Raw genomic sequence first — 15823 nt, 5'->3', positions numbered from 1 at the left:
GGCTACCACCACACGCTACCGCAAAACTATCATGCGTGCGCAAGGGTGTCAAGCACGCTCCACCGACGCCACGGGGACCACGCCCTGGGGACAACCCCTCACCCGTACAAAACTACCCCAATAGGCGCAGCCAACCATCCACAGGAATGTGGAGAACCCCCTCCTCGGGCTCTCCCAGAGCCTCAGTGAGACCCCGCGCCCACAACCACCCCACCAGCGCCGATACGACCGCATCCAACCCATCGTGCCCCAAAGAAAGGGGCAGACGCTCCAGACCCGCGACCAAGGGCGTCAGGGCTTCCCGCAGGAGGCGTTGCCCCTGGACGCTCTGCTTCTTGACGGCGTGGCGTCCCAGCAGGAGCCGGCGCAGGCTAGAGGGATAGACCTCTATGACGGGAATGCCCTGCTCCTTCAGGGCACGGCTCAGGGCTATCGCCTCGTACACCATGCGCTTGATGAGGGAACGCTTGGTGGTAAAAAACAGGCCCATCCCCCGCCGCGCCAGTTCCCGCTCGCACGCTCGCCCCGCCAGAGGTGCCACCGGCCGACACGGGCACGGGGCTTCTAAGCAGTCCATCCCCCGGGGGAGGCCCAGGGGGGCATCCACCGCCACCACCGCCGGGCGCAGGCGCACAGCCAGCGCCCAGGCGCCGGCGCGTCCTGCGGTGCATCCGGCGTCCACCAGGGTGCGATGGGCATCCAGTACAGCCCACGCCCAGGGGCGCACAGAGCCATTGGAGGGGTCAATCCCTAAGAACACGGACACAGGGGTGTTAGGGTGGAGGCTTGGCGTTGCGCTCCTGAAGGAGGGCAGACCATTCCCCCAGGATGCCCCCCCGTTCCAGGAGGGTATAGGCCGCCGCATAGGCATCCACCTCCCCCTTCTCCACCCCCATCAGCGCCTGGGCCACGGCACCGTTGCGGTGGAGGAGGTGCTGCACCACCTGGGCCAAACCCGTCTCCAGGGCCTTGCGGAACGCGCGGGCCTCCCGCTGGCGGCGACGCTCCTGGAGATGGCTTGCCTGCCCCTGGAACTGGCGATGCTGGGCGATGGCCTCCACCAGGCGGGGCACCCCCTCCCCAGTCTGAGCCTGGGTGAGGACGATGGGGGGCATCCACCCCGCTGCACGCCCCCCCAGGGTGAGCATGGCCTTGAGATCGGCGGCCAAGCGGGGCGCCCCCTCCCGATCCGCCTTATTCACCACAAAGATATCCGCCGTCTCCAGCAGGCCGGCCTTGAGGGTCTGAATGGCGTCCCCCGATTCGGGGGTAAGCACCACCACCACCGTATCGGCCAGCCCCAGCACCTCCACCTCCGATTGGCCCACCCCCACCGTCTCTACCAACACGATGTCCTTGCCTGAGGCGTCCAGCACCTTGACCGCAGCCCGGGCCATGGGCGACAGCCCCCCCACTCCGCCGCGCGTCGCCATACTGCGGATGAACACTCCCGGATCCCCAGTGTGCGCCTGCATGCGGATGCGGTCGCCCAACACCGCCCCCCCCGTGAAAGGGCTGGTGGGGTCCACCGCCAGCACCCCCACCTGCAAACCCTGGGCGCGGTAAAGGGCTATCAAACGGTCTACCAAGCTGGATTTGCCCGCTCCGGGCGGTCCTGTAACACCCACCACATACGCCCGGCCGGTATACGGGTGCACCGCCTGGAGCACCTCCGCCGTGGCCGCCCCCCCCTGCTCCGCCAGAGAGAGGAGCCGTGCCAGGGCGCGGTGGTCGCCCTTGCGCATGCGCTCCACCAGGGACATCACCGAAGGCACTGCCACACATGCAGCCTAGCAAAGCCCCTTGTCAGAGGCAAGGGACTATGCTATAGTATCCACGACCCTCATGACAACCGCAGAGGTGGAGGAGGCATCAGTGGATATGACCTTTCCCAAGTGTCTCAAGTGCGAGGTGGGTGATCTGGTTCCTCTCTCCGACTTCGGGAGCCAAGGGGCTCCTATTCACTTCAAGGCGTGGGTGTGCACCAACCCCGGCTGCGGTTTCAACCTCAAGATCCGCAACGGGGACGTCTATATCAACGAGCCTATCAACGACGGGAGCATGAACACGGCGCGGGTGCGCTAGCACCATCGGCGCACTCCGGTGCATCTCGGGAGGGTTGTCGTAAGGCGACCCTCCTTCTCTGTGAGAAGACGAGGTATCCCCCTCGGGGGGAAGGCCCGCCAACACGGTGTGGGCCTTCCCATGGGTCTGTCTAGCCCGTAGAGAGGAGGGAAGGTTGAGGAGGAGGGTATGCCGTACGACTTGCTCATCCGCAACGGCGATATCTACGATGGCACCGGTGCTCCCCCCTTCCGCGCCGACATTGGCATCGTGGGGGGGCGCATCGTCGCCATTGGCCTGCTGGAGTCCCCCAGCCACGACACCCTAGACGCCACCGGCTTGGCGGTAGCCCCGGGCTTCATTGATGTGCACACCCACAGCGACATCTCCTTTTTGGTGGACGCCGACGCCCAGAGCAAGGTGCGCCAGGGGGTGACTCTGGAACTGGCCGGCAACTGCGGGATGAGCATGGGCGCCCCCCTTATCGGGGAGGCCCGCCGTTCCCTGCAGGACAGGGTCAACGCCTACGGCGTGCCCTTCACCCCGGACTGGACCACCTTCGGGGAATATCTGGAGCGGGTGGAAAAAGCGCGCCCACCCCTCAACGTGGCATGCCAGGTGGGGCACGGCTCGGTGCGCATGGCGGTGCTGGGCTGGGCCGACCGGGCTCCGACCCCCCAGGAACTGGATACCATGCGCTCCCTGGTGGCCGACAGCTTAGAGGCCGGCGCTTTGGGGTTCTCCACGGGCCTGTTCTACGCCCCCGGCAGTTATGCCCGCACGGAGGAGGTCATAGAACTGGCCAAAGAGGCCGGGAAACGGGGCAAGATCTACTCCACCCACATCCGCGACGAGGGGGATGTGAGCGTGGGCCTGTTCAGCGCCGTGCAGGAGGCCATTGAAATTGGGCGTATGGCGGGCGTGCGGGTGCAGGTGTCGCACCTGAAGTGCATGGGGCCTTTCGCCTGGGGCAAGGCCGATATGCTTCTGGAACGCCTGGAGAAGGGGCGTGCCGAAGGGGTGGATGTAGCCGGCGACCAATACCCCTACACAGCGGGGAGCACCTATCTGGCCGCCATCGCCTTCCCCCGCTGGGCCCAGGTGGGCGGACGGGAGACGCTCCTGCACAACCTTCAGGACGCTGCCTTCCAGGCCCGCCTGCGCGCCGCCACTGCCGAAAACTACACCCGTCGCGGGGGTGCAGAGCGGGTGGTCATCGCCTACCTGCCGTCTCGGCGCGACCTGGAGGGCTTCAGCATCGCCCAGATCGCCGAGAGATGGGGCGTCGATCCAGTGGAAGCCACCCTACGCATCTACCAAGAGGGGGAAGCCTTTGTGATTATCCACCAGATGGAGGAGCGGGATGTGGAGCGCATCGCTGCCTATCCCTGGTCGGCGGTGGCCAGCGACGGCTCTTCCCTACGGGCGGAGGGGCCCCTTTCGGCGGGCAAACCCCACCCCCGCAGTTATGGGTGCTTCCCCCGCTTCCTGGCCCGCTATTGGCGCGAGCGGCGCTGCGTCAGCCTGGAGGAGGCGGTGCGCAAGATGACCTCCCTCCCTGCCACCCGCCTAGGCCTGACCCACAGGGGACGCATCGCCCCCGGCTACTGGGCGGATATTGTCTGTTTTGACCCCCGCACCGTCGCCGACACCGCCACCTTCCAGGACCCCCATCGCTATCCCCAGGGCATCCCCCACGTGGTGGTGAACGGTATCCCCGTGGTGCGCAACGGCGAATACACTGGCCGCAGGCCCGGCAGGGTGATTCGCCGTTTTGACGACTAGAAAGGACACAGCGTGGCCCCATCCCGCACGGGCTACATTTTGGGCCTGGATCAGGGCACGGGGGGTACCTTCGCCCTCCTCCTGGACGAGACAGGACAGGTGGTTGCCACCGCCGACATCCCCCTGCGGTGCACCTACCCCCAGCCCGGCTGGGTGGAGCAAGATGCCGACGACATCTACACGGCTACCCTACAGGCCGCCCGTTCCGCCGTTGCCCAAGCGGGCATCACTTGGCACCAGGTGGCGGCCATCGGCATCACCAACCAGCGGGAGACCACCATCCTATGGGAGCGGGGGACGGGGCGTCCCGTCGCCCCTGCCATCGTGTGGCAGTGTCGGCGCACCGCTCCCCTCTGCGAGAGCCTGCGTCAGCAGGGGCTGGAGCCCCTCATACGGGAGCGCACCGGCCTGGTGCTCGACGCCTACTTTTCGGCCAGCAAAATCCGCTGGCTCCTGGACACGGTGCCCGGCTTGCGCCCCCGTGCCGAGCGGGGCGATCTCTGCTTCGGCACGGTGGACTCCTGGCTCCTTTTTCGCCTAAGCGGGGGCAGCGTCCACGCCACCGACGCCTCCAACGCCAGCCGCACCCTCCTTCTGAACCTGCGCACCCTCCGCTGGGATGAGGACCTCCTGCACGCCTTTGCCATTCCTGCCAGCCTTCTGCCCCAGGTGCTCCCCTCCAGCGTCATTTACGGGTATACCGACCCCGCTGTGTTCGGGGGTGTGCGCATCCCTCTGGCCAGCGCCATTGGCGACCAGCAGGCGGCTTTATTTGGCCAGGCGTGCCTCCACCCGGGGATGGCAAAGGTAACCTATGGCACGGGGGCCTTTGTGCTGGTCCACACGGGGGAGACACCCACCCCCTCTCGACACGGTCTTCTGACCACGGTGGCGTGGCTCCTGGGGGATAAGCCTGCCTATGCCCTGGAAGGGAGCGTGTTCACGGCGGGGGCGGCTATTCAGTGGCTCCGCGATGGACTGGGGCTTATCGGCGGGCCGGAGGAGACGGTCTCTTTAGCCCAGAGCGTCGCCGACACGGGGGGCGTGTATGTGGTGCCCGCCTTTGTGGGGCTGGGTGCACCCCATTGGGACATGTATGCGCGGGGCACGATTGTGGGCTTGACCCAGGGCACCAGCAAGGCCCACCTGGTGCGGGCCGTTGTGGAAGCCATCGCCTATCAGGTGCGGGATGTGATGGAGGCGGTGCAGGGCGATACGGGGCGCGGGGTGCGCCTTCTGCGCGCCGACGGGGGCGGGAGCCGCAACCCCTTCCTCATGCAGTTCCAGGCAGACCTTTTGGGGGTGCCGTTGGAGGTGCCCCTTGTCCAGGAGACGACCGCTTTGGGGGCGGCGTACTTAGCAGGGATAGCGGTAGGGGTCTGGGCGGGGCCTGCGGAGGTGGAGCGGCGGTGGGTGTGTGCCCGGCGCTATGTGCCCTCGGCATCGGGTGAGGAGCGCCAGAGGTGGTACAGGGGGTGGTTGCGGGCGGTGGAGCGGGCTCGGGGGTGGGCAGAGGCGACAAGCGGGGGATAAACAGACGCCTTCAACGGGAAAGGCCTGGCAGATGTGCCAGGCCTCTCCCTTATTCGGTCTCGGAGGGGTCCACCTCAATGGGCAGATGCCCCCCGATGGGGCGCTCCTCGGCCACTGTCATGTCCTCCCAGTAGGAGGACGTGAGGTAGTTGCGGAACTCCCGGACCTCCCCGCACAGCCGGCAGGTGCCGCGAGATGTGGGGCCGTTGGGAATTTCCAAAACCCACTTATGCCTGCACCCCCCTTCGGCCACAGCCACGGGGGCCGGTTCAGGAGCTGCCTTCCGCATCGGGCGCATGCTTCACCTCCTTTCCTGGTGCCTCCACCCTTGGTGTGTAGCCACCCTACATTAGCACGGGGAGAGAAGTTTGTCAAGCATTTTCACGCTTTTTTCATAAAAACCCTTGTTAGCCCCTCTTATTGACACCCGTCCCCGGGGGCGCTATACTGGCCTTGCCAGCCGCGCCCGCAGGGCTGTATGGAAGACACCCGCCAGCGCCTCCTGGAACTCCTCCAGTATTGGGGTCACGCCAGCGTGGATGACTTGGCCCGCGGTCTCGGGCTGACGCCCCCCACAGTCCGCCGCCACCTGGACATCCTGCAACGGGACGGGCTGGTGGCCTATCGCCTGGGGAGGCAAAAGACCGGGCGTCCTGAACACCGTTATTACCTCACCGAGCGGGGCCAGGAGGCCCTCCCCAAGGCCTACCCGGATCTGCTGGCCTGGTTGGTGGAGGAGCTGCAAGCCAATACCCATACCTCTCCGCTCCTGGAGGCCGCCTTGGCGCGCATCGCCCAACGCCTGCTGGGATCCTTCCTCCAACCCCTGCCCCCGGATGCTCCCATGTTGGACCGCCTGCGCGCCTTGCATCGTCTCCTGCAAGCCTACCATTTCGCCCCCCACATGGAACCCCTCCCCAACGGTGTGCGCATCCGTCTGGCCAACTGCCCTTTCCGCGCCGTCGCCCGCGGGCATCCCGCCGTCTGCGCCCTAGACCGGGGCCTTATCGCATCCGCCCTGGGGGTGGAGCCGATCCAGGAGCAGTGCCTGCCCATGGGGCACACCACCTGTGCATACTTGCTCACTTGGAAAGGAACCCCTCCTGGCACTCTAAAATAACGCACCGAGGCGCAAAAGGTTGGGGGATGTCCCCTCAATGGGGCGAAGAGATCCCCTACCGACCGGCACGGCCTGGGTGTAGGAGTGCGCCTTTATGCTCCGCGTAGGCGCGGGTCAAAATAGTCCCGCACCGCATCCCCGAACAGGTTGAAACCAAACACCGTCAGGCTGATAGCAGCCCCAGGGAAGAGGGCGATCCACGGGGCCCGCTCCAGCACCTTTGCCCCCGCCGTGACCATACCCCCCCAAGAGGGTTCGTCCGGGGGCACGCCGACACCCAGAAAACTGAGGGACGCCTCCACCACGATGGCGTAGCCGATGTTGACGCTCACCAGGATAAGATAAGGGGCGGTCACATTGGGCACCACGTGGCGGAAGATAATCCGCCACGGCGAACACCCCATCGCCCGAGCCGCCTCAATATAGGGCATGGCCATCACACTCAGGGCCGAAGCGCGCACCGTGCGGGCCGCCGTCGGAGCCAGCAACACCACCAGGGCGATGATCACATTGTTCACCGACTGGCCCAGGATAGCCATCAGGCCCAAGGCCAGCAGGATAGGCGGAAAGGCCATCAGGCTATCCACCACCCGTTGGCTCACCGCATCAATTGCACCCCCAAAGTAGGCCGTAATGACCCCCCATAGGGCACCCACCGTGACCCCCACCAACACGGATACCAACCCCACATACAAGGACAAACGCGCCCCCCAGAGCACACGGCTCAGCACATCCCGCCCCAGATTATCGGTGCCCATCCAAAAGTCCCGCTGGGGGGCAAGGTAAGCGGGGAAAGCGGTCTCTTTCGGAGCGTGGGGTGCCACCAGGGGGGCAAACACGGCCGTAACCACCAGCAGGAGCACCAGCACAGCCCCCACTGCCCCCACAGGCTTCTGACGCAGGAAACGGGCTATCCCCTTCACCACAGACGGGCGCCCCCGCAAAGGCCCCGAAACGGCCGAGGCAACGGATCGCGGCCGGTCCATCCCCGTCCCTCTAGGTATAGCGGATGCGCGGGTCTAGCCACGCATACAGAAGGTCTACCAGCAGATTGACCACCAGGAACACCACCGTCAGCACCAGCATGTAGGCCTGCACAGCCGGATAATCCCGGTGGGCCACCGCCTCAATGAGCCCCATCCCCATCCCAGGCACCGCAAAGATGGTCTCCACCACCACGATGCCCCCCATCGCCCGCCCTACCCACCACCCCAAAAAGGTAACCACCGGCAACAAGGCGTTGCGCAACGCATGGCGATAGAGGATAACCACCTCCCGCAACCCCTTCGCCCGCGCCGTGCGGATAAAGTCCTCCCGAATCACCTCCAGCATCTGGGAGCGGGTCAAGCGGGTAACAGGGGCACTAATGTAGTACGCCTGGGCAAGGGCAGGCCAGATCAGGTGCATCAAGTTTTCGGCCGGCCTCTCCCACAAAGGGACGAATTCCAACGGGGGCATCCACCGAAACACCCGCACCAAAACATACAAAATCAGCACACCGATGAAGAAGATGGGCAGGCTCAACCCGCTGATGGTCACAAGACGGGCCACATGGTCTATCCAGGTGTCCCGTTTGGCGGCGGCGATCACCCCCAAAGGGATAGCCCACACCATCGCCAGGGCTATAGTCAACACCGTCAGTTCCATACTACGGGGGAACCGCTCGACGATGATGTCCCACACGGGGCGCTTCTCCCAATAGGAGTAGCCGAAGTCCCCCCGCAGCAGGTCCCACACCCACAGCCCGTATTGCACCACCAGGGGCCTATCCAGCCCCAGTTCCCGCCGCACCTGCTGCACCATCTCCTCGGCGGGGCGGTCGAACTGCCCCCCCGCTTGGTACACTAGGATGGTGGCGATGTCCCCGGGCAAAAGGCGCACCAGGGCGAACACCACCACCGTGACCCCCACCAAAGAGGGGATGAACAGCAAGAGGCGCCGGAGGATATACGCCTGCACAGGCTACTCCGCCAGCCACACCGTCATGAAAGTGTTGTTGTCATACACGGTGGGAGCAGGCTTGTAACCCCGCACCCGCCGGTCGCGCACGAACCACCCCTCCAGCCACCCCACAATGGCGTGGGGCGCGTCCTGGTTCAACAGGTAGCGTTGCAGTTCGTGGAAAATGGCCACCCGCTTCTTGGGGTCCAACTCCCGTAGAGCCTCCCCGATAAGCCGCTCCACCGTATCGTCCCTCCAGCCCGAGAAGTTCTGCCCTCCGCCAACACTGAACTGGGCAGCGTAGACACTGTAGGGCTCGGCGAGGACCATAGCCGTATCCTGGGCACCGATGAGGGTATGCTCGCCCCGGCCGAAGTAGGCGAAGCCCGCGGCACTTTCAAAAACCCGAATGGTGCCCCGGATGCCGATGGCGGCCAGTTGGGGCACCACCAGTTGCACCCGGTCCAAGTAATCCCCCACCTGGCGCACCGCCACCTCGATATCCAGGCCCTGGGGATAGTGCTTGGCCACCAATCGCCGCGCCTCGGCGATATCTGCATCCTTGGGTTGGCGGCACCCGGGCGACTGGAGGACCTCCTCCAGTGGTAGCGCATACTCGCCGTAGAGGTTGGGAGGCAGGATGGCGCAGGGCACTCCCGACCCCTCCCACACCTTCTCCACGATGGCCTGGCGGTCTACAGCCAGGAACACCGCGCGCCGCAGGTCGCGGTTGTCAAAGGGGGCCTTGCGCGCGTTGACCTGCACAGCGGCGATGGTGTTAATGGGCCACTGCCACATCTCCACATCCGCCCCCCGCACCCGCCGAATTTCCTGGGCCTGGCTCTTGGTGAAGCCGGGCCATGTGCTGGGCGCCAGATGCACCCGCCCCGTCTTGATGGCCGCCACTTGGGTCGGCAGGCCGACCAAAATGTACTGCCGCACCCCATCCAAATAGGGGAGCTCCCGATCGTAGTAGTTATCGTTGCGCTCCCACTCCACCACAATGCTCCGCTCATAGCGCTTGAACTTGAAGGGGCCCGTACCAATTTGGCTCTTCGGCTCTAGGAAGTTGCCATCCCGCTCCAGGATGTGCTTGGGCAAAATCCGACACCAGGCCGAGGCCACCGACGGAATAAACACCAGGGTGGGGAACTTCAGGCGCACCTTGACGGTGTAATCATCCACAATGGAAGTCTCTTCTACCAGGGGGGTCAGCATGGCTCCACAGCGGGGACTGCGGAAGTTGGGATCCAGTTTCCCCACTACGCGGTCCAGGCTCATCTTCACATCCGCCGCCGTGAAGGGCCGGCCGTCGTGCCATTGGACCCCCCGGCGCAGGAAGAAGGTGTATTCTACCCCATCGCGGGAGACCTCCCACCGCTCGGCCAGGTCAGGCACGATCTTGAAGGGGTCGCGCGGGTCATACTGGATAAGACCGCTGTGAATGCCGGCCACAACTTGCTGAACCGATAGGGGCGACTCCCCGTGCACATCCAGGCGAGCCGGGTCGGCGTAGTCCACCCAGTTCAAGATGCCCCCGCGCCGCGGCCGCTCGGCGGGAACGGGTGTAGGCGTGGGCGTCGGCACAGCCCCGATGGGTGTGGGTGTCGGGGGGGCGATGATGGGGCGGGGCGTGGGCGTCGCCGTAGGGGTCGGAAGCGCGGCCACCTGGGGCGTGGGCGTCGGGCGCGGGGCCGCAGGGGGTGTTGGCGTGGGAGCCGGAGCCGCACCCCGGCACGAGACTAAAATGCACACAGCAACCAGCAGCACACCCAGGGTCAGAGTACGCATCGTGCCACCTCCATCCCCATCGGAGCAGTAGGATCCTTAGCAAACTGGGACGATAGCATACATAGCATGCAGAGAGAGGACTGTCAAGCAGGATGCTCCTCCGCAATGCACGGGAGCCCTTTACGACGCCCCGTCGCTATGCTACACTAGGTTCCAGTTCCAGCAGGGAGGATACCAGTATCGCTAGGGAGCACCGGGTCAACGAGCAAATCCGCGTCCGCGAGGTGCGGGTCATCAGCGAAACGGGCGAGCAGTTGGGCATCATGCCCATCCGCCAGGCTCTGGATCTGGCGCGGGAGCGGGGTCTGGACCTGGTGGAGGTGGCCCCCCAGGCTGTCCCCCCCGTCTGCCGCCTGATGGACTACGGCAAATTCCGCTACCAGCAGGCCAAACGGGAGCGGGAGGCCCGTAAGGCCCAGAAAGAGATTGACATCAGCGAAATCCGCCTGCGCCCCCGCATCGCCGAGCACGACCTCCAGGCCAAACTGCGTCGCGTGCGGGAGTTCCTGGAGGAGGGGGATAAGGTGAAACTGACGGTGATGTTCCGGGGGCGGGAACTGGGACGCCCCGAACAGGGGCTGACCCTCTTGAAGACGGTAGTGGAGCAGGTGAAAGACTTGGCCAAAATTGAGACCCCCCCCGCCCTGGAGGGGCGCTTCCTCACCCTGGTGCTGGCCCCCCTCCCCAAACGGGAGGCCCGCCCTCCCCGCCCACCCACAAAGGAGATGGCCCATGCCCAAGAAGGCACCTAGAGCCAAACTCAAGACCCACCGCGCCACCGCCAAACGCTTCTGGGTCACGGCGTCGGGCAAACTCCTGCGGCGCAAACAGTTGGCCAACCACCTGCGCCGCAACAAGTCCCCCCGTGCCAAGCGCACCTATCACCAGAAACTCCCCGTCTCCTCCGCCGATGCCCGGCGCATCCACGCCCTCCTGCCCTACGCTTAGCAAGGAGCCGCGCCTATGAGCCGTGTGAAAAGGGGTGTCGTCAAACGCCGTCGCCATAAGAAAGTCCTGGCGCAAACCAAGGGCCACTACTCCGTCCGCCACCGCCACTACAAGCGGGCGCACGAGTCCCTGATCCACGCCTGGGACTACGCCTACCAGCACCGCCGGGACCGCAAAGGCGATATGCGCCGTCTGTGGATTCTGCGCATCGCCGCCGCCTCCCGCGCCCTGGGCCTCCCCTACAACCGCCTCATCAACGGCCTGCGTAAGGCGGGTGTGCGCCTCAACCGCAAGGTGCTGGCCGATATGGCCGTGCGCAACCCCTCCGCCTTCGCCCAGGTGGTGGCGGTGGCCAAATCTGCCCTTACTGCAGCGTCTGGATAACCCGCCCTTGCAGGGTCAACAGCCTGTGCACCCCCTGCTCCCCCAGGGCCAGCAGCCCCTGTAAAGTAGCAGGGGCAAAAGGCGCCCCCTCTGTGGCGCAGTGCACCTCCACCAGTTCCCCCCTTTCGTTCATCACCACCGTGCAATCCACCTGGGCGCGGAAGTCCTCCTCGTAGCACAAGTCCAACAGCATCTCCCCGTCCACCAAGCCCACACTCACCGCCGCCACCGCTGAGCGGATGGGCAGGGTCTTGAGCACATCCCGCTTCAGGAGGTTCAGGAAAGCCTGGTAAAGGGCCACATAGCCCCCCGTGATGGCGGCGGTGCGTGTTCCCCCGTCGGCCTGGAGCACATCGCAGTCCACAATGAAAGTCCGCTCTCCCAGGGCCTCCAGGTCCACGGCAGCCCGCAGAGCCCGCCCGATGAGGCGCTGGATCTCGTAGGTGCGCCCCCGCTCCCTCCCTTGCGCCTCCCGGGGCGTGCGCGTCAGGGTGGAGCGGGGCAGCATCCCATACTCGGCCGTTACCCACCCTCGACCCGTGCCTTTCAGAAAGGGGGGCACCCGCTCCTCCACCGACACGGCGCACAGCACACGGGTGTTGCCCGTCTCTATCAGAGCAGAGCCTTCCGCATACAGGAGATAGCCAGGGATAATCCGCACAGGGCGTAATTCATCAGGGGCGCGTCCGTCAATGCGTCTGGGCATAGAGCGGTTCCCCTTGCCTGGTACATCCTGGAATGACTTATTCTATCCTATCCTGACATCCGCCCCTCAGGGAACTCCCGAACGCACCTCCACCCACATGCGCCCCTGCTCGGCGGTGAGGCGCACCGTCCCCCCTGGGGGCGCTTTCCACTCCTGTCCGACACCTGTAACCACCAGATACGGCCCCTGCACCCCCCACTCCCGCCGAAGGGCCAGCGTCGCCCCCTCCGCCTCGTGCGTCTTGAAGGAGCCGTGCAGAAGCCAAGCGATGTTTCCCCATAGCACACGCACGGAGGGCCGCGGCTCGCCCTGCTCCACCGTCAGCCACAGCCCCCCTCCCAGGTCAGCCGAGAGGCCCTTCTGAAGCGGGACGGCAGAGGTCAGCCCCTGCACGGAAGGGGTCACCATGATGGCTTCTGCGCTATACCGGCGAAGAATTTCCCGTCCTGCCTCGGCCGCCTGGGGTGTGGCCACTATAAGTAGGACGATGCGCCTCTCCCAAAAGGGCAGACCCCTCCCCAACGCCCGCAGAATGGGGCGGGGATCAGGCCCCCCAAGGCTGACCACTGCCTGCCCCCGGGGGCCGATGAGCATCCAGGAGCCATCGGGAAAGGCCTCAAGCGTCAGCCGCGGGGGAGGCCATTGGAAGGCGACGGCCCACACCAACGCCGTCGCCCCTGTCAGCAGGGGAAAAGCCCAGCGGAAAGCCAAGGGGCGTCCTCCCACCCATTGGGGCACCGCCTCCCGCAGGAAAGGCCACGCCCACACCACCACCAGCACCCCATAGAACCCCCACACCCACACCCCCACATCCGTTACCTGCACCGAAGCCCAGGCCATATCCCCGAGCAGGGCGCTAGGCAGGCGCAGTCCCGCCACCATGAGCCACGCCACCCACCCAACGCCGACCCCCAGAGGCTCCCACGCCAAACCCGTCAGTGCCGTTGCCCCGCTCAAGACCAGGGAGGGCAACAGCAGAGGAAGGGAGACCAGGGTCGCCACCACCCCGAGGGTGGGCAGATGCTCAAAAGTCAGGGCTGCCAACGGCACCGCCCCCAAAGACGCCCCCAGGGAGACCGCCGTGCTCCCCACCAGGGCGGATAACCAGGGCCTGCCTGTCTCCCACCGGCCGATGGCGTGGTGCAGGAGGGCGTGGATGCGTGGCCCCAGAGCCACCAACCCCGCCATTCCCGCTACACTCAACTGAAAGGAGGGCTGTCCTAAAAGGCTCGGGGAGAGGCCCGCCATCACCCCCACAGTAACCGCCAGCGCCGCCACCGGCGCATAGGGACGCCCCAGGGCACGCGCACCCAGGGCCATACTCCCCATCAGAGACGCCCTGACCACCGGCGGTCCCATGCCTGCGAGCAGGGCATATCCCCACATCCCCGCCACAGGAACCACCAGCGTCCACGGGCGTCGCCCCCAGACCACTGCCGTTATAGCCTCCAGGACGCCCAGCACCAGGGCCACATGGAGGCCCGACACCGCCAGCAGATGGGCTGTGCCAGCCTGGCGGAAGGCCTCCCACTCCTCAGGGAGGAGGTCGCCCCGCAGGCCCAACAGGAGCGCCTGGGCCAGCCCCGCCTCGGGCTGGGGCAGGGCGCGGCGCAGGGCTAATGCCAGATGCCACCGCACCCGGTCTACCGCTCCCAGGAGACCCTTTCCCCCCGCCTTCAGCAGATGAGCCTCCCTAGCGCGGAGCACCCCCACAAGGCCCTGTTGGGCCAAAGCTCGGCCTGCCCCTCCCTCCGGGAGAGGCCCCACCCGCCCCACCACCCGCAGGAGGTCGCCCCGCTGGAGAGGAGGCCAGCGCCCCTTCTGCCCCTGTGGAGGACCAGGCAGATACACCAGCACCTTCTGCCCCGTTTTCAGAGGACACCCTTGCGTGGAGTGCACTGTTGCCCGAAAGCGCCACAGCCCGCCGATCTGCTCGGGGGCATGGGCGCTGACCACCAGGTCAACGGGGCACTCCTCTCGCAAGACGGGGAGAGGGTGAAGCGCAGGGGAGAGGCTCACCCGCAGCAGGCCCAGGCCCCCTAGGGTCAGCACTATGGCCGGGGCAAGGGGACGCCCCACCACCACCAGGAGCATGCCCAGGACCAGCCCACTGCCCGCTACCAACAGGGAGGCTGTCCAGGGCACCGCGGCCATGCCCCCCAGCACCAGCCCAGCCGTCCACCCCACCGCACCCCACGCCCCCGCCCACACCCATCTCCCCACACCTCACCTCACCGTAACCAGGGGGCGAATGCGCTCCAGAATTTTGGGGCCGATACCCTGCACCTTCAGCAAGTCCTCCACCTGGGCGAAGGGGCCATAGCGCATCCGATACTCCACGATGCGCTGCGCCAGCACCGGCCCGATGCCGGGCAGGGCCTCCAGGGCGCTGGCATCGGCCGTATTCAGGTCCAGCAGAGCATTCCTCTCCATCATGGTCAGGGATTCCCGTGCCAGGACGCCCTCTTTTTGCCCTGCAAGGGGAACGGTTACCTTCTCCCCGTCGGATAGGGGACGGGCCAGGTTCACCTGCTCCAGGTCGGCCCCCTCCAAGGGGCCGCCGGCGGCGGTCAAAGCGTCCCCCACCCGTGCGCCCAGGGGGAGGATGTAGCGCCCCGGCTTGGCCACCGCACCCGCTATGTGCACCTGCAGGGTGGGCTGGGGTGTCGGCGTGGGGAGGAGCACCTCCACCCCCGACGGCCTGTTCGCCTTGATAACCACCACCACGGCCCCCGTCAGCACCGCCACAAAAAGGCACAGCAAAGTCATCTGAGCAAGGGTTTCCACAAACCCAGGGTGCTCCCTCCTCATCGTCGCCCCCTGCTACAGAGGCTCCCGCGCCAGGGTGAGCCCCCACACGGGGCCTGCCCCAGCCCCCTTCAGAACCGAGGCGCAGGCATCCAGCGTCGCCCCACTGGTGCACACATCGTCCACCAGGAGCACTGCCACTCCCCCCAAGCCCTGCCGGGTACAGGCGAAGGCGTCCCGCACCGCCTCCCGACGCAACCGTGCCGAGGCCAACTGCGCCAGGGGCACACTGGCCCGCCGACGCACCAGCATCCCCTCCTCCAGGGGAATGCCCAAGCCTTGCGCCACCACCCGTGCCAGAAGCAGGGCCTGATTATACCCCCGCTCCTTGAGCCGACGGGCATGCAGGGGCACCGGCACCACCACGTGGGGAAGCACGGGCATGCTCTGGGCTGTGGGGAGGAGAAATTCCCCCAGCACATCCCCTAGACTCCATATCCCCCGATACTTGAAGGCGTGCACCGCCCGGCGGATCGGCCCCTCCAGAACATAAGGGGCACGCACACCATCCAGAGCTTGCAGATGCCCGCACATGCCACACATTCGTTGCCATAGACTCCGCAAGGGCTGGGCACATCGGATGCAGAAGGGCTCCTTCAGTGGCGTGCTGGCCTCCAGGCAGAGGGGACAGAGCAGAGGGCCTCCCCTCCCACACCCCACGCACCGGGCCGGGGCGACCAAGTGGACAACCGCTTCCCACACCTGGGCCAGGGGCATCCCCATCCCCTTATGTCAACATCCCA

The 15823-nt window shown here is 66.1% G+C and carries 17 protein-coding genes and 1 pseudogene; 7 read left to right on the top strand and 11 right to left on the bottom strand.

Annotated elements, in window-relative coordinates:
• Positions 1-112: 112 nt before the first annotated feature.
• Positions 113-766: a DUF429 domain-containing protein gene (locus NZ951_01580; protein ID MCS7206616.1), complete on the bottom strand. Its 654-nt coding sequence runs from the start codon at positions 764-766 to the stop codon at positions 113-115.
• A 7-nt stretch (positions 767-773) separates the two neighbouring features.
• Positions 774-1781 (bottom strand): methylmalonyl Co-A mutase-associated GTPase MeaB, encoded by a 1008-nt coding sequence (gene meaB, locus NZ951_01575; GenBank protein MCS7206615.1) that lies wholly within the window; start codon positions 1779-1781, stop codon positions 774-776.
• A 100-nt stretch (positions 1782-1881) separates the two neighbouring features.
• On the opposite strand from meaB, the gene NZ951_01570 reads away from it, so the two are divergent.
• From NZ951_01570 to glpK, 3 genes are all read left to right on the top strand, one after another.
• Positions 1882-2085, top strand: coding sequence for a hypothetical protein (locus NZ951_01570; GenBank protein ID MCS7206614.1), 204 nt, complete (start codon positions 1882-1884; stop codon positions 2083-2085).
• 168 nt (positions 2086-2253) lie between these two features.
• Positions 2254-3849: a D-aminoacylase gene (locus NZ951_01565; GenBank protein MCS7206613.1), complete on the top strand. Its 1596-nt coding sequence runs from the start codon at positions 2254-2256 to the stop codon at positions 3847-3849.
• Positions 3850-3861: 12 nt separating this feature from the next.
• On the top strand, positions 3862-5382 hold the full coding sequence (gene glpK, locus NZ951_01560) for a glycerol kinase GlpK (protein MCS7206612.1): 1521 nt from the start codon (positions 3862-3864) through the stop codon (positions 5380-5382).
• 49 nt (positions 5383-5431) lie between these two features.
• Here the strand turns inward: glpK and NZ951_01555 are convergent, their stop codons facing one another.
• Positions 5432-5680, bottom strand: a complete 249-nt coding sequence (locus tag NZ951_01555) for a hypothetical protein (GenBank protein MCS7206611.1) — start codon at positions 5678-5680, stop codon at positions 5432-5434.
• A 180-nt stretch (positions 5681-5860) separates the two neighbouring features.
• Here NZ951_01555 and NZ951_01550 point away from each other — a divergent pair, with 180 nt between their 5' ends.
• Complete coding sequence (locus NZ951_01550) at positions 5861-6502, top strand: ArsR family transcriptional regulator (protein ID MCS7206610.1); 642 nt, start codon at positions 5861-5863, stop codon at positions 6500-6502.
• Positions 6503-6594: 92 nt separating this feature from the next.
• On the opposite strand, the gene NZ951_01545 is transcribed toward NZ951_01550, so the two are convergent.
• The 4 genes and pseudogenes from NZ951_01545 to NZ951_01530 all read right to left on the bottom strand — a co-directional run bounded on the left by NZ951_01545 (position 6595) and on the right by NZ951_01530 (position 10135).
• Positions 6595-7488 carry an ABC transporter permease gene (locus tag NZ951_01545; protein MCS7206609.1) on the bottom strand — a complete coding sequence of 298 codons (894 nt, stop codon included), beginning with the start codon at positions 7486-7488 and terminating at the stop codon, positions 6595-6597.
• A 10-nt stretch (positions 7489-7498) separates the two neighbouring features.
• Complete coding sequence (locus NZ951_01540; GenBank protein MCS7206608.1) at positions 7499-8461, bottom strand: ABC transporter permease; 963 nt, start codon at positions 8459-8461, stop codon at positions 7499-7501.
• 3 nt (positions 8462-8464) lie between these two features.
• Positions 8465-9841 (bottom strand): ABC transporter substrate-binding protein, encoded by a 1377-nt coding sequence (locus tag NZ951_01535; protein MCS7206607.1) that lies wholly within the window; start codon positions 9839-9841, stop codon positions 8465-8467.
• Between the two features lie 153 nt (positions 9842-9994).
• Positions 9995-10135: pseudogene (locus tag NZ951_01530) on the bottom strand (adhesin).
• A 278-nt stretch (positions 10136-10413) separates the two neighbouring features.
• Here NZ951_01530 and infC point away from each other — a divergent pair.
• From infC to rplT, 3 genes are read left to right on the top strand one after another with little or no spacing between them, the layout of a single operon-like run.
• Positions 10414-10986: a translation initiation factor IF-3 gene (infC, locus tag NZ951_01525; protein MCS7206606.1), complete on the top strand. Its 573-nt coding sequence runs from the start codon at positions 10414-10416 to the stop codon at positions 10984-10986.
• Positions 10967-11182, top strand: coding sequence for a 50S ribosomal protein L35 (gene rpmI, locus NZ951_01520; protein ID MCS7206605.1), 216 nt, complete (start codon positions 10967-10969; stop codon positions 11180-11182). The genes infC and rpmI overlap by 20 nt, the downstream gene beginning before the upstream one ends.
• A gap of 15 nt (positions 11183-11197) precedes the next feature.
• Positions 11198-11566, top strand: coding sequence for a 50S ribosomal protein L20 (gene rplT / locus NZ951_01515; protein MCS7206604.1), 369 nt, complete (start codon positions 11198-11200; stop codon positions 11564-11566).
• On the opposite strand, the gene rph is transcribed toward rplT, so the two are convergent.
• The 4 genes from rph to NZ951_01495 all read right to left on the bottom strand — a co-directional run bounded on the left by rph (position 11547) and on the right by NZ951_01495 (position 15797).
• Positions 11547-12272 (bottom strand): ribonuclease PH, encoded by a 726-nt coding sequence (rph, locus tag NZ951_01510; protein MCS7206603.1) that lies wholly within the window; start codon positions 12270-12272, stop codon positions 11547-11549. The genes rplT and rph overlap by 20 nt on opposite strands.
• Before the next feature lie 66 nt (positions 12273-12338).
• Positions 12339-14495, bottom strand: coding sequence for a ComEC/Rec2 family competence protein (locus NZ951_01505; protein ID MCS7206602.1), 2157 nt, complete (start codon positions 14493-14495; stop codon positions 12339-12341).
• A 3-nt stretch (positions 14496-14498) separates the two neighbouring features.
• Positions 14499-15059, bottom strand: coding sequence for a helix-hairpin-helix domain-containing protein (locus tag NZ951_01500; GenBank protein MCS7206601.1), 561 nt, complete (start codon positions 15057-15059; stop codon positions 14499-14501).
• Positions 15060-15095: 36 nt separating this feature from the next.
• Positions 15096-15797 (bottom strand): double zinc ribbon domain-containing protein, encoded by a 702-nt coding sequence (locus NZ951_01495; GenBank protein ID MCS7206600.1) that lies wholly within the window; start codon positions 15795-15797, stop codon positions 15096-15098.
• Between the last annotated feature and the right edge of the window lie 26 nt (positions 15798-15823).

This window comes from Dehalococcoidia bacterium, from assembly GCA_025060295.1.
Taxonomy (GTDB): domain Bacteria; phylum Chloroflexota; class Dehalococcoidia; order Lucifugimonadales; family HRBIN23; genus HRBIN23.
The sequence above is the reverse complement of the archived record's forward strand: the minus strand, read 5'-3'. Positions and strand labels throughout refer to the sequence as shown.